The organism is Promicromonospora noduliphila (genome assembly GCF_056951025.1).
Window position 1 is genome coordinate 2,482,079 of the sequence record NZ_CM167806.1, and the last position, 13,702, is coordinate 2,495,780.

General features: G+C 72.7%; 12 protein-coding genes. 7 read left to right on the top strand and 5 right to left on the bottom strand.

The genetic code is table 11. The features are described from left to right. Window positions 1-5: 5 nt before the first annotated feature. The 3 genes from tpiA (at window position 6) to AC0QU1_RS10885 (ending at window position 1,685) form a co-directional block, all read left to right on the top strand. Window positions 6-776: a triose-phosphate isomerase gene (tpiA, locus tag AC0QU1_RS10875; RefSeq protein ID WP_483576671.1), complete on the top strand. Its 771-nt coding sequence runs from the start codon at window positions 6-8 to the stop codon at window positions 774-776. A gap of 249 nt (window positions 777-1,025) precedes the next feature. Then, a complete protein-coding gene (gene secG, locus AC0QU1_RS10880) occupies window positions 1,026-1,268 on the top strand; it encodes a preprotein translocase subunit SecG (RefSeq protein ID WP_483576393.1) in 243 nt (80 codons plus the stop codon). Window positions 1,269-1,322: 54 nt separating this feature from the next. After that, a complete protein-coding gene (locus tag AC0QU1_RS10885; RefSeq protein ID WP_483576394.1) occupies window positions 1,323-1,685 on the top strand; it encodes an RNA polymerase-binding protein RbpA in 363 nt (120 codons plus the stop codon). Window positions 1,686-1,795: 110 nt separating this feature from the next. On the opposite strand, the gene pgl is transcribed toward AC0QU1_RS10885, so the two are convergent. Genes pgl through tkt form a run of 5 tightly spaced genes read right to left on the bottom strand, consistent with a single transcriptional unit; the run spans window position 1,796 to window position 8,390 of the window. Next, window positions 1,796-2,608, bottom strand: coding sequence for a 6-phosphogluconolactonase (gene pgl / locus AC0QU1_RS10890; protein ID WP_483576395.1), 813 nt, complete (start codon window positions 2,606-2,608; stop codon window positions 1,796-1,798). Continuing rightward, window positions 2,608-3,537, bottom strand: a complete 930-nt coding sequence (gene opcA, locus AC0QU1_RS10895) for a glucose-6-phosphate dehydrogenase assembly protein OpcA (RefSeq protein ID WP_483576396.1) — start codon at window positions 3,535-3,537, stop codon at window positions 2,608-2,610. The genes pgl and opcA overlap by 1 nt, the downstream gene beginning before the upstream one ends. Further along, entirely contained in the window at window positions 3,534-5,096 is a 1,563-nt protein-coding gene (gene zwf / locus AC0QU1_RS10900) for a glucose-6-phosphate dehydrogenase (RefSeq protein WP_483576397.1), read from the bottom strand. The genes opcA and zwf overlap by 4 nt, the downstream gene beginning before the upstream one ends. Beyond that, a complete protein-coding gene (tal, locus tag AC0QU1_RS10905; RefSeq protein WP_483576398.1) occupies window positions 5,093-6,244 on the bottom strand; it encodes a transaldolase in 1,152 nt (383 codons plus the stop codon). The genes zwf and tal overlap by 4 nt, the downstream gene beginning before the upstream one ends. Before the next feature lie 40 nt (window positions 6,245-6,284). Beyond that, complete coding sequence (gene tkt, locus AC0QU1_RS10910; RefSeq protein WP_483576399.1) at window positions 6,285-8,390, bottom strand: transketolase; 2,106 nt, start codon at window positions 8,388-8,390, stop codon at window positions 6,285-6,287. Window positions 8,391-8,714: 324 nt separating this feature from the next. Here tkt and AC0QU1_RS10915 point away from each other — a divergent pair, with 324 nt between their 5' ends. The 4 genes from AC0QU1_RS10915 to xerD all read left to right on the top strand — a co-directional run bounded on the left by AC0QU1_RS10915 (window position 8,715) and on the right by xerD (window position 13,659). Next, complete coding sequence (locus tag AC0QU1_RS10915; protein ID WP_483576400.1) at window positions 8,715-9,695, top strand: heme o synthase; 981 nt, start codon at window positions 8,715-8,717, stop codon at window positions 9,693-9,695. A 132-nt stretch (window positions 9,696-9,827) separates the two neighbouring features. Beyond that, entirely contained in the window at window positions 9,828-11,435 is a 1,608-nt protein-coding gene (locus AC0QU1_RS10920) for a serine/threonine-protein kinase (protein WP_483576401.1), read from the top strand. 248 nt (window positions 11,436-11,683) lie between these two features. Continuing rightward, window positions 11,684-12,469 carry an HpcH/HpaI aldolase/citrate lyase family protein gene (locus AC0QU1_RS10925; RefSeq protein ID WP_483576672.1) on the top strand — a complete coding sequence of 262 codons (786 nt, stop codon included), beginning with the start codon at window positions 11,684-11,686 and terminating at the stop codon, window positions 12,467-12,469. 233 nt (window positions 12,470-12,702) lie between these two features. Next, window positions 12,703-13,659 (top strand): site-specific tyrosine recombinase XerD, encoded by a 957-nt coding sequence (xerD, locus tag AC0QU1_RS10930; protein ID WP_483576673.1) that lies wholly within the window; start codon window positions 12,703-12,705, stop codon window positions 13,657-13,659. Window positions 13,660-13,702: the final 43 nt, after the last annotated feature.

The window sequence follows — 13,702 nt, forward strand, 5'->3', positions numbered from 1 at the left end:
CGCTCATGGCGGGCAACTGGAAGATGAACCTGGACCACCAGCAGGCGATCAGCACCGTCCAGAAGCTGGCCTGGACGCTCAAGGACGCCAAGCACGACTACGCGGCGGTCGAGGTGGCGGTCCTGCCGCCGTTCACCGACCTGCGGTCGGTGCAGACGCTCGTCGACGCCGACAAGCTGGAGCTCCGCTACGGCGCCCAGGACATCTCCAAGCACGCCTCCGGTGCGTACACCGGGGAGATCTCCGGCGCGATGCTCTCGAAGCTGGGCTGCGCCTACGTCGTGATCGGGCACTCGGAGCGCCGCGAGTACCACGGCGAGTCCGACGACCTGGTGAACGACAAGGTGCGTGCCGCCTTCGCGCACGGCCTGACCCCCATCCTGTGCGTCGGCGAGGGCCTGGAGGTCCGCAAGGCGGGCAACCAGGTGTCGCACACGCTGGCGCAGGTCGAGGCCGCGCTGGCGGACGTCCCGGCCGAGCAGATCGCGAAGATCGTCATCGCCTACGAGCCCGTCTGGGCCATCGGCACCGGCGAGGTCGCGACCCCCGAGGACGCGCAGGAGGTCTGCGGCGCGATCCGCCGGGTGCTCGGCGAGCTGTGCGACGCCGACGTCGCAGCGGGCGTGCGCGTGCTGTACGGCGGCTCGGTGAAGTCGGGCAACGTCGCGCAGATCATGGCGCAGCCCGACGTCGACGGCGCGCTCGTGGGCGGGGCGAGCCTCGACCCGGAGGAGTTCGCGAAGATCGCGCGCTACCAGTCGCACGTCGTCGCCTGAACCAGCCCTTCGCACCTGTCGGACGGACGGGTCGCGCGAGCGATCCGACGTCCGACACGTCCCCCCGAGACCGTCCCGCAACCTGCCTGAGGTACCCTCACTCGGGCGCGATGTTCCAGGTGTGACTCCCGCTCAGGGCTCCGCGAAGTCGTGAGCAGGGGGTTCGCACTGTGAGGTACGTCTCGCTTACTCTTGACCGATCCGCCGCCGGGTGACGCCCCGGCACACCTAGAACCGAGGACGTGAACCGTGGACGTGCTCCGCATCATCCTGCAGGTCCTGCTGGTCCTGACCAGTGGCTTCCTGACCATGCTCATCCTGCTCCACAAGGGCAAGGGTGGCGGGCTGTCCGACATGTTTGGTGGCGGTATCTCGATGGGCGCCGGCTCGTCCGGCGTGGCCGAGCGGAACCTCAATCGCATCACAATCGCCTTCGCCCTCGTGTGGGCCGTGGTGATCGTCCTGCTCGGACTCATCCAGAAGGTCAGCTGACCCGGTCGCCAAGCGCCTAGCAGCTGACGGCCACACACAGAGGGGACGACAGACGTGGCATCAGGCGGTCATGCGATTCGGGGGAGCCGGGTAGGCGCCGGCCCCCTCGGGGAGACGGAGCGGGGCGACACAGCGCCGCGCATCCGGGTTTCTTACTGGTGTGCCAACGGGCACGAGACAGCACCGAGCTTCTCGGTGGGCGAGGACGTCGAGGCCCCCACGCAGTGGGACTGCCCCCGGTGCGGCTTCCCCGCGGGCATGGACCCGGTGAATCCGCCGGCCCCCGTGCGGAACGAGCCCTACAAGACGCACCTTGCCTACGTGAAGGAGCGCAGGTCCGACGAGGACGGCGCCGCCCTCCTGGAGGAGGCGCTGGAGGCCCTGCGGATCCGCCGCAACGGACGCGTCGCGGGCTAAGAATTTTCAGCGGCGAACGAGAGCGCCTGCCCCGGTCACGTGGACCGGGACAGGCGCTCTCGCTGTTTGCCGGGTCAGGCATCCACGCGCCCCGCGCGTTCGACCCGTGGTCACCCTCGTGCGCCGGCCGCCTCCGCGTCCAGCAGCCACAGCGTCCGGCTCTGCCCTACGGCGCCGGCGGCCGGCACCGTGGTCACCGGCTCGCCGGCCAGCGCGGCGGCGACCTGCGCGGCCTTCTCGGTGCCTGCCGCCACTATCCACACCTCGCGGGCCGACCGGATCGCGTCGAAGGTGAGCGAGACCCGCTCGGGCGGGGGCTTGGGCGAGCCGTGCACGCCCGTCGTCGTGCCCTGGGCGGCCAGGCCCTCGTGGCCGGGGAACAGGGACGCGACGTGCCCGTCCGGTCCCATGCCGAGCAGCAGGACGTCGAACGCGGGGACGGCCGCCGCGTCGTCCTGGGCCGCCGCGGCGAGCTGCGCCGCGTAGGCCGCTGCGCCCTCCTCTGGTGTCGCCACCGACGTCGGCCCCGGCATGGGGTGCACGTTGGCCGCGGGGAGCCCGTGCTCGGCGACCAGGACGTCGAGCAGCGCCGCGCGGGCCTGCGTCTCGTTGCGGTCCGGGTCGCCGTCCGGCAGGAACCGCTCGTCGCCCCACCACAGGTGGACGCCCGACCAGTCCACGGCCGGCACCAGCGGGCTCGCGGCCGCGGCCGCGAGCGTCGCGATGCCGACCGTGCCGCCCGTGAGCACGACGTGCACGGGGGAGCGGACCGACTGCACGTCCAGGAGGCGGGTCAGCAGCCGTGCTGCCGCCGCCTGCGCGAGCACCTCCTTGTCGGGGTGCACGACGACGAGCCGCGTCCCCTGGGCCGCAACCGGGGCCGCGCCCGACACCGCACCGGAGCCAGCGGCCGGACCGGACATCAGGCCGCCGTCCGCGTGGTGATCTGGTTGAGGCCGCGCGTGAGGACCTCCTCGAAGACCTCGTCCGGGTCGAGCCGGCGCAGCTCTTCGATCAGGGCCTCGTTGAGCGCGCGGATCGGCAGGGCGATCCGGCGCGGGGGCTTGCCCGGCTGCGTGATCGTGACGGTGCGGCCGTCCGGGCGGTCGAGCACGATGGGGCCGCTCTTGCGCTCCAGCGTCACGCGGGTGATCGCGTCGTCGCTGCTGGTGCGCACCACCTCGGCCGGGCAGCCCAGCCGCGCGCCCAGCCAGGCCGCGAGCAGGTCGAGCGACGTGTGCCGCTTCTGCCCCTCCACGGTCACCGAGAGCACGGGCTCGAACGGCGGCTGCTCGACGGCCGCCGCGATGAGCGCCCGCCACAGGGTGACGCGCGCCCACGCGAGGTCGGTGTCGCCGGGCGCGTACGCGTCGACGAGGCCGCCGAGCATCTCCACCGGGTTCTTCGCCACCGTGCTGTCCGTGATCCGGCGGGCCGCCATGGCGCCCACCGGGTCCTGCGACGGCACAGCGGGCGCCTCGCGCGGCCACCAGGCCACGATCGGCGCGTCGGGCAGCAGGAGCGGCATCACGAGGGTGTCGGTGCGCTCCAGGAGCGGGCCGAAGGCGCGCAGCACCACCACCTCGGAGGCGCCCGCGTCACCACCCACGCGGATCTGGGCATCGAGCCGGGCGTCCGTACCGCGCGCCGCCGGGGCGACGACGATGACCCGGCACGGGTGCTCGCGGCTCGCGTCGTTGGCGGCCTCCACCGACTCCTCGACGTCGCGCTCGTCGGCCAGCACCACGAGGGTGAGCACGCGGCCGAGGGCCACCGCACCGCCCTCGTCGCGCAGGCGCACCAGGCGCTTGTTGACGTCGTTGGTCGTGGTGTCGGGCATGTCGATGATCACGGTCGCCTCCAGGACCTGCCGTCGCGCTCCATCATGGCGTCGGCCGACGCCGGGCCCCACGTGCCCGACGCGTACGGCTCGGGGTGCCCCTTACGCGCCCAGTACGACGTGATCGGGTCGAGGATCTTCCAGGACAGCTCGACCTCCTCGCGCGTCGGGAACAGCGGCGGGTCGCCGAGCAGCACGTCCAGGATGAGCCGCTCGTAGGCCTCGGGGGAGGACTCGGTGAACGAGTGCCCGTAGCCGAAGTCCATGGTCACGTCGCGCACCTGCATGGCAGTGCCCGGCACCTTGGCGCCGAACCGCATGGTCACGCCCTCGTCGGGCTGCACCCGGATGACCAGGGCGTTGTTGCCCAGCTCCGAGGTCAGGGACGACTCGAACGGCAGGTGCGGCGCCTTCTTGAACACCACGGCCACCTCGGTGACCCGGCGGCCCAGGCGCTTGCCGTGCCGCAGGTAGAACGGGACGCCCGCCCAGCGGCGGTTGTCGACGTCGACCCGGATCGCGGCGAAGGTCTCCGTGGCGGAGTCCTTGGCGATGCCGTCCTCCTCCAGGAAGCCGGGCACCTGCTCGCCACCCTGCCAGCCGGCCTTGTACTGGCCGCGGGCGGTGTGCTTGCCGAGGTCGCGCGGCAGGCGCACGGACGAGAGCACCTTGATCTTCTCGGCGCGCAGCTCGGCGGCGTCGAAGTTCACGGGCTCCTCCATCGCCACCAGCGCCAGGAGCTGGATCAGGTGGTTCTGGATGACGTCGCGCGCTGCACCGATCCCGTCGTAGTACCCGGCGCGGCCACCGATGCCGATGTCCTCCGCCATCGTGATCTGCACGTGGTCCACGTAGTTCGAGTTCCAGATGGGCTCGAACATCGTGTTCGCGAAGCGCAGCGCCAGCAGGTTCTGGACGGTCTCCTTGCCCAGGTAGTGGTCGATGCGGAACACCGACTCGGGCTCGAAGACCTTGGAGACCACGGCGTCGAGCTCGCGTGCGCTGGCCAGGTCGTGCCCGAAGGGCTTCTCGATGACCACGCGCCGCCAGGCGTTCACGCCGTCGCCGTCCGCGTCCTGGTCGGGGTGCGAGAGGCCGTGCTTGGAGAGCTGCTCGCACACCACGGGGAACGCCGACGGCGGGACCGACAGGTAGAACGCGTGGTTGCCGCCGGTGCCGCGCTCGCGGTCCAGGGTCTCGACGGTCTCGCGGAGGCGCTCGAACGCCTCGTCGTCGTCGAAGGAGCCCTGTACGAACCGGATGCCATCGGCGAGCTGCCGCCACGTGGCCTCCCGGAAGGGGGTGCGGGCGTGCTCCTTGACGGCGTCGTGCACGACCTGCGCGAAGTCCTGGTCCGCCCAGTCGCGCCGGGCGAAGCCCGTCAGGGCGAAGCCCGGCGGCAGGAGGCCGCGGTTGGCCAGGTCGTAGACGGCCGGCATGAGCTTCTTGCGCGACAGGTCGCCCGTCACGCCGAAGATCACCAGGCCGCTGGGCCCCGCGATGCGGGGCAGGCGCAGATCGAGGGGGTCGCGCAGGGGGTTGACCCCCTGCGCGATCTTCGCGGGCCTCACTGGTCGCCGGCCCCTGCCCCGGCGCTGTCGAGCCCGGTCTTCGTGGTGGTCAGCAGCTCGTCCCAGCTCACCTCGAACTTGGTCACGCCCTCTTCCTCCAGCTTGGCCGTCACATCGTCCATGGAGATGCCCTGCGCCTCGATCGCCGCGATGGTCGCCGCGGCCTGCTCGCCCGAGCCGGTCACGGTGTCGGCCAGCACGATGCCGTGGTCGGCGAACGCGTCCAGGGTCTTCTCCGGCATGGTGTTGACCACGCCGGCCACCACGAGCTCGTCCACGTACATCGTGTCGCGGTAGGCGGGGTCCTTCACACCGGTCGACGCCCACAGCGGGCGCTGTGGCCGGGCGCCGGCCGCGGCGAGGGCCGCCCACCGGTCGGACGCGAAGACCTCCTGGTACGCCGCGAAGGCGAGCCGCGCGTTGGCGATGGCGGCCTGGCCGCGCAGCGCCCGCGCCTCGTCCGTGCCGATGGCGTCGAGGCGCTTGTCGACCTCCGTGTCCACGCGGGACACGAAGAACGACGCCACCGACCCGATCACGGACAGGTCGTGGCCCGCCTCCTTGGCCTGCTCCAGGCCGGCCAGGAAGGCGTCCATCACCGCCCGGTAGCGTTCGATCGAGAAGATCAGCGTCACGTTCACGCTGATGCCCTTGGCCAGGGTCGCCGTGATCGCCGGCAGGCCCTCCACCGTCGCGGGGATCTTGATCATCACGTTCGGCCGGCCGACGGTCTCCCACAGCCGGACGGCCGTCGTCTTGGTCGCCTCCGTGTCGCGGGCCAGCCGCGGGTCCACCTCGATGGACACGCGGCCGTCCACGGCGGCGGTGGCGTCGTAGACGGGGCGCAGCAGGTCGGCCGCGTCCCGGACGTCGTCGGTGGTGATCCGCTCGACGGCGGCCTCGACGTCCGAGCCGGCCAGCTCGGTCAGCGAGGCGTCGTAGGCGTCGCCCGCCTTGAGAGCGGCGGCGAAGATCGTCGGGTTGGTGGTTACGCCGACGACGTTCCGCGTGGTCATCAGCTCGGCGAGGTTCCCGGTGCGCAGGCGTTCACGCGACAGGTCGTCCAACCAGATGGCGACACCCGCCTCGGACAGCCGCTCCGTGGGACTGAGGTTCTCGTTGACACTGTCGGTGGTGCTGTCGCTCATCGTGCCCTTCCTCTGTCGTGTCCGTTGGTCACCGAACGGCTCAGGACGCCGCCTCGATGGACTCCTTGGCGGCCTGGGCCACTGCCTCGGCCGTGATGCCGTACTCGGTGAAGAGCGTCTTGTAGTCCGCCGACGCGCCGTAGTGCTCGAGCGAGACGATGCGGCCGGCGTCGCCGACCACCTCGCGCCAGCCCTGTGCCACGCCCGCCTCGACCGAGACGCGCGCCTTGACGGCGGACGGGATGACCGACTCGCGGTAGGCCTCGTCCTGCTTGTCGAACCACTCGCGCGAGGGCATCGAGACCACGCGCGCCCTGATGCCGTCGCCCGCGAGGATCTCGCGCGCCGCGACGGCGAGCTGCACCTCGGAGCCGGTGCCCACCAGGACGACGTCGGGCGTGCCGTCGGTGTCCAGCAGGGTGTAGCCGCCCCTGAGGGTGCCCTCGGCGGAGGCGAAGCCGTCCGTGCCGCGCGGGTAGGTCGGCACGTTCTGCCGGGTCAGCACCAGGCCGGCCGGGTTCTTCGTGTTCTCGAGGATGCCGCGCCACGCCCAGGCGGTCTCGTTCGCGTCGGCCGGGCGGACGACGTCGAGGTTCGGGATGGCCCGCAGCGCCGCCAGGTGCTCGACGGGCTGGTGGGTCGGGCCGTCCTCGCCCAGGCCGATCGAGTCGTGCGTCCACACGAACGTGGTGGGGATGCTCATCAGCGCGGCCAGGCGGACCGACGCGCGCATGTAGTCCGAGAACTGCAGGAACGTGCCGCCGTACGGCCGCGTCAGGCCGTGCAGCACGATGCCGTTCAGGATCGAGCCCATGGCGTGCTCGCGGATGCCGAAGTGCAGCGTGCGGCCGTACGGGTCGCCCGGGAACTTCTTGGTCGCGTGCTCCGTCGGCACGAACGACGGCACGCCGTCCATGGTCGTGTTGTTGGAGCCGGCCAGGTCGGCCGAGCCGCCCCACAGCTCCGGCAGCACGTCCGCGAGGGCCGTGAGCACCTTGCCCGACGCCGCACGGGTCGCCACGCCCTTCTCGCTCGCCTCGAACTCGGGCAGGGCGTCGGCCCAGCCCTCCGGCAGCTCGTTCGCGCGCAGGCGGGCCAGCAGGGCAGCGGCCTGGGGGTTCGCGTCCTTCCAGTCCGCGAACGCGGACTCCCAGGCCTCGCGCCGGGCGGCCTGGCGCTCGCCGACGGCGCGGGTGTAGGCGAGCACGTCGTCGTCGACCACGAACGACGCCTCCGGGTCGAGGCCGAGCGCCGCCTTGAGGCCCTTGACCTCGTCGGCGCCCATGGCCGAGCCGTGGATGCCGCCCGTGTTCTGCTTGGTGGGCGCCGGCCAGCCGATGATGGTGCGCAGCGCGATGATCGAGGGCTTGCCGGTCTCGGCCTTCGCCGCGTCGATGGCGGCGGCGAGCGCGTCGGTGTCCTCGGCGTAGCCGCCGTCGCCGGAGGTCCAGTCCACGCGCTGGGTGTGCCAGCCGTAGGCCTCGTAGCGCTTCAGGACGTCCTCGGTGAACGCGATGTTGGTGTCGTCCTCGATCGAGATCTTGTTGTCGTCCCAGATCAGGATCAGGTTGCCGAGCTGCTGGTGGCCCGCGAGCGACGAGGCCTCAGAGGTCACGCCCTCCTGCAGGTCGCCGTCGGACGCGATGACGTACACGTGGTGGTCGAAGGGCGACTCGCCGGGGGCGGCGGCCGGGTCCAGCAGGCCGCGCTCGCGCCGGGAGGCGAACGCCATGCCGACGGCGGAGGCGAGGCCCTGGCCCAGCGGGCCGGTCGTGATCTCGACGCCGGCGGTGTGGCCGTACTCCGGGTGGCCCGGGGTCTTGGAGCCCCAGGTGCGCAGAGCGGCGATGTCCTCCATCTCCAGGCCGTAGCCCGCGAGGAAGAGCTGCAGGTAGATCGTCAGGGACGAGTGGCCGGCGCTCAGCACGAACCGGTCGCGGCCCTGCCAGTGCGGGTCCGACGGGTCGTGCCGCATGGTCTTCTGGAAGAGGAGGTACGCGGCCGGCGCGAGCGAGATCGCGGTGCCGGGGTGTCCGTTGCCCACCTTCTCGACGGCGTCCGCGGCCAGCGCCTTGATGGCCTTGACCGCCCGCTCGTCGAGCTCCGACCACTCCAGGGGCTTCAGCACGGGGTCGAAAGCGTTCACGAGTCCTCTTTCTCTCCGCCGCCGGTCCTCGTCCTGCCCGGGTGCGGGCCGGAGAGCCGCGCGGCGTGCTGCGGCGGCGGCGGGATGCCGGCCGCCCTTCGTTCGATAACGAAATCAACCCTATACGCGCACACCAGCCCCCGCGCAGGCCTGTCCACGCTCTGTTCGTCCTAGGACCGAGGACAAATCTCACACGCCCCGACGGGAATGCGGTGCGCGCCCGGGTCACGCCGGGACGTACCATGGGCACGCACCGGGGCGGCATCAGGGCCCACCAGGTGTGTTATCGACCTCAGGACCCTCCCGAACGGAACTGCGACGCGCGTGAGAACGAGCCAGACGACGAACGGCCAGACCGCGCGTCCCCAGACGTCCGGTCCGCAGGCGCCCCGCGACGGCGTCGAGCAGCGTCCGGGGGGCTGGTTCCTGCGGCGCGCCGGCGCGTACGTCGCGCTGACCAAGCCGCGGGTCATCGAGCTGCTGCTCGTGACGACGGTGCCCACCATGATCCTGGCCGCCGACGGCCTGCCGAACTTCTGGCTGATCCTCGGCACCCTCGTGGGCGGGGCCGGCGCGGCGGGCAGCGCCAACGCGTTCAACATGTGGTGGGACCGCGATATCGACCAGATCATGAACCGGACCAAGCGGCGCCCGCTGGCCACGGGGGAGATCTCGCCGCGCGCCGGGCTCGTGTTCGCCTCGATCCTCGGGCTGCTGTCGCTCGCGTGGTTCGGGCTGGTCATCAACTGGGCGGCGATGTGGCTCACGCTGGCCGCCATCGCGATCTACGTCGTCGGCTACACGATGATCCTCAAGCGCCGCACGCCGCAGAACATCGTGTGGGGCGGCATCGCGGGCTGCATGCCGGTGTTCATCGGCTGGGCGTCCGTGACGGGCGGGCTGAGCTGGGCGGCGCTCGCGCTGTTCGGCATCATCTTCTTCTGGACGCCGCCGCACTACTGGCCGCTGTCGATCAAGTTCAAGAAGGACTACGCGAACGCGAACGTGCCGATGCTGCCCGTGGTCAGCGACGACAAGCGCGTGGCCGCCGAGATGGTGGGCTACACGCTCGCGATGATCGCCTGCTCGCTGCTGCTGACCCCGCTGGCCGGCATGTCGTGGGTGTACACCGTGGTGGCCGCCGGGCTGGGCGGGTGGTTCCTCTGGTCCACGATCGCGATGCTGCGCCGGGCGCAGGGCCGGGCGAGCGGCAAGCTGGGCGCCATGAAGGTGTTCCACGCGTCGATCACGTACCTGTCGCTGCTCTTCGTGGCGGTGGCCGTGGACGTGTTCCTGCCCTTCTGATTCCTGCCCTTCCGAGCCGGCTGATCGGCTGCCGTACTTTCCGGGACCCGTCAGTTCCGGTGGGGTAGCATCCCGAACGTCCGTGCCGCATATATCCGGCTCGTGCCGTGAGAGCAGGGGGATCGTCCGGTGTTGCAAGAGTCGCTTGCGCAGTGGACCCTCCCCGCACCGGAGCCGACGGCGCTGGGCCGCGGCGACCCGCGCACGATCGGACCGTTCCGGGTGCGGAGCAAGCTCGGCAGCGGCGGCATGGGGGACGTCTACCTCGGCACGGGGCGCGACGGGCAGCAGGTGGCGATCAAGCTGATCCGGGGCGCCCAGCTCGACGACCAGGAGTTCCGCGCCCGGTTCCGCCGCGAGGTGCGCGCGGCGACCAAGGTGCGCAGCCGGTTCGTCGCCAACCTCGTCGACGCCGACCTGGACGCGGGCAGCCCGTGGCTCGCCACCGAGTACATCGCGGGGCCGACGCTCGCGCAGGCGCTCAAGGTGCACGGCCCGCTGTCCCAGGACGCCGTGCTGAACCTGGTGGCGGGGGTAGCGGAGGCGCTGCACACCATCCACGGCGTGGGCCTGGTGCACCGCGACGTCAAGCCGGCCAACGTGATCCTCGGGCCCGACGGCCCGTGCCTGATCGACCTGGGTGTGGTCGCGGCCATCGACGCGCTCGACGTGACGAAGCTGACCATGACGGGTCAGCCGGTCGGCACCCCGATGTACATGGCCCCGGAGCAGGCCATGGCGGACCGGGCGACGGCGGCCGCCGACGTCTGGGCGCTGGGCGCGCTGGCCTACTACGCGGCCACCGGCAACCACCTCTTCGGCGGGACGCATCCGGCCGTGGTGCTGTACCAGGTCTCGGCCGAGGACCCGTCCTACGACGACAGCCCCGCCTACCTGCGCCCGCTCCTCGACGCCTGCCTGGTCAAGGACCCGGCGCGGCGGCCGTCCCTCGACGTCATCCTGCGGTCGCTCGGTCCGTACGTGTCGGCCGGTCCCGCTGCTGGTACCGGCGGGCCGAGTGCGGGCGGCGCCGGCACGGGCGGGGCTCGCACGGAGCGGCCCGGCACGGTCGGGTCCGGCATGGCGGGGCCTGGCACGGCGCGGCCCGGAGCGGGAAGACCCGGCACGGACCGGCCGGCCCACGCGCCGGTGCGCGCCGCGCGGACCGGCGGCACGCGGGCATCTCGGCGCGCCGCGAGCCGGCGGCTCGGTGCCACCCTCGCCGGGGCCCTGGCGCTGTCCGCCGCGGGGTTCGGCGTCTGGCAGTGGCTCGACGACGATGACGGGGCCGAACCCGTCGGCACGGGACCGACGCCGGTCGCCGAGAGCCCGGTCCCTGGGGCGGAGCAGGTCACGGGCCGGGACGGGAGCCGGGGCAGCCCGTGGCCGCTGGGGACCCGGCAGCGCCTCGGCGAGGACTCGTGCTGGTTCGCCAGCGTCGACGACGTGCGGGGCCGGCTGGCCACGGTGACGCTCTCGTGCGACCAGGCGGGGACGAGCGCCTACGGCACCCCGACCCCGAGCGCGTGGCTGGAGATCTCCGCCGTCGGGACGGACGGCACCGCCCGGCCCAGCCGTCCGGAGGACGCGACGGCGCAGGACACGTTCTGGACGTGGGGCAACCTCACGGACGGGGGCAGCGTGACCACCACCGTCACGCTGCCGGACGTCGGGCCGCTGGCCGCAGTGGCCGTGCGGCACAAGGAGGGGTACGGCTGGGAGTGGGACGCCACCCGGTGACGCCACGGCGGCCCGGCTGCCCACGATGAAAGCGTCGGTCATGATTCGGTAGGTCCGGAACCCCGGCCTACGCTGAGCGGGTGACCCAGACCCCAGCCGACCGAACCGCCGCGCCCGCCGACCAGTCGGGGAGCTACTCCTCGGGCCTGCCGGCGGCGTCCGCCGTCGTCCCCGAGACCGACCTCGCCCCGCGGCGGGCCGCGCGCGAGAAGTCGCGCGTCGCGCCCGACTACGCGCGCTCGTGGCTCCTGCTGTCCGCGATGCGCGCCGAGAGCTTCGACAAGGCCCAGCTCTCCCGCGCGGACCAGGTCATCCTCGACTGCGAGGACGCCATCGACGACTCCCTCAAGGACGAGGCGCGCGAGAACGTCATCCGGTGGATCAAGAACGGCGGCAGCGCCTGGGTGCGGATCAACGACCGGCAGGCCGCGTCGTGGGCCGACGACGTCGCGTACCTGCGCGGCCTCAAGGGGCTCAACGGCGTGATGCTGGCCAAGACCGAGAGCGCCGACGACGTCATCGACACCGCGCAGCGGCTCGGCGGCGACGTGCCGGTGATCCCGCTCGTCGAGTCGGCCCTCGGCATCGAGGAGGCCGTCAACATCGCGCGGGCGCGCGGCGCCTTCCGCCTCGCGTTCGGGTCGGGCGACTACCGCCGCGACACCGGCGCGGCCAACGAGCCCATGGCCATGGCCTACCCCCGCACGCGCCTCGTGGTCGCGAGCCGCATCGGCGGCCTGCCCGGCCCCGTGGACGGCCCCACCGTCGGCTCGTCGCACGCGCTGCTGCGCGAGCAGTCTGCCGACGCCGTCAACCTCGGCATGACCGGCAAGCTCTGCCTGGACTTCGAGCAGCCTGCGGTCATCAACGAGTCCTTCGCGCCGACGTCGTCCGACGTGGCCTGGGCCGTCGACTTCTTCGCCGAGTTCGAGGCGGCGGGCTCCGTGATCCGCGACGGCAGCGACAAGCCGCGCCTCGCCCGCGCGCAGGTGATCCGCTCGCGCGCGGAGCTCTTCGGGATCAACCCGTCCTGATCCGGCGACCGTCCGAGCCGGGATTCCTCGCGGGAGTGTGTTGCGGACAGTAGACGTTGTCGACCGAGCGCAACACAACCCCGGGCGGTATCGGCTACTCGGCCGGTGCTCGCCGCCCGTTCCTGGCGCCGTCCGCCGTTCTTCCGGCGTGGCCCGCTCGCCTCGCGGGCCGCGCTCGGCATGATGGGGCGGTGTCCACCGCCCTGGCCCGCCTCCCGTCGTCCCGCAGGACCCTGCTCGCGCCCGCCGCGGCCCCGCCGTCCGACGCCGTTGGGCCCCGGTTCGAGCGGGCGCTCGCGGACTACCTCGCGCACCTGAGCGTGGAGCGCGGCCTCTCGGCCAACACCGTCGCGGCCTACCGCCGCGACCTGGTGCGGTACGTGGGCTTCCTGGAGTCGCTCGGCCGGCCGGGCCTGGCCGGGGTGCGGGAGCCCGACGTCACGGGCTTCGTCGAGGCCGTGCGCGGCGGGTCCGACGGCGGCCGGCCGCTGTCGCCGTCGTCCACCGCGCGGGCGCTGGCCGCCGTGCGGGGCTGGCACCGGTTCGCGCAGGCCGAGGGCCTGGCCGCGGACGACCCGTCCGCCGAGGTGCGCGCCCCCACCCAGCTCCGCCGCCTGCCGCACGCGCTGTCCGTCGACGATGTCGCCGGGCTGCTCGACGCGGCGGGCACCGGCGACGGGCCGCTGCCCCTGCGCGACCGGGCGCTGCTGGAGCTGCTGTACGCCACCGGCGCGCGGATCTCCGAGATCGTGGGCCTCGACGTCGACGGCGTGAGCGACCCCGCCGTCGTCCGGCTGCTCGGCAAGGGTTCGAAGGAGCGGGCGGTGCCGGTCGGCTCGTTCGCGCGTGAGGCGCTGGAGGCCTACCTGGTCCGGTCGCGTCCGGCGCTGGCCGCCGCCGGCCGCGGCACGCCCGCCCTGTTCCTCAACACGCGCGGTGCGCGGATGTCCCGGCAGACGGCGTGGGCCGCGCTGCAGTCGGCCGCCGCGCGCGCGGGCCTCACGGAGCACGTCTCGCCGCACACCCTGCGGCACTCGTTCGCCACCCACCTGCTGTCCGGCGGTGCGGACGTGCGCGTGGTCCAGGAGCTGCTCGGGCACGCGTCGGTCACGACCACGCAGATCTACACGATGGTCACCCCGGACGCGCTGCGCGAGGTCTACGCGGCGGCCCACCCGCGAGCCAGGTAGCGGCTCTGCGGCCGAAGAGCGCCACGCCGGGCCTTTCGCGGCT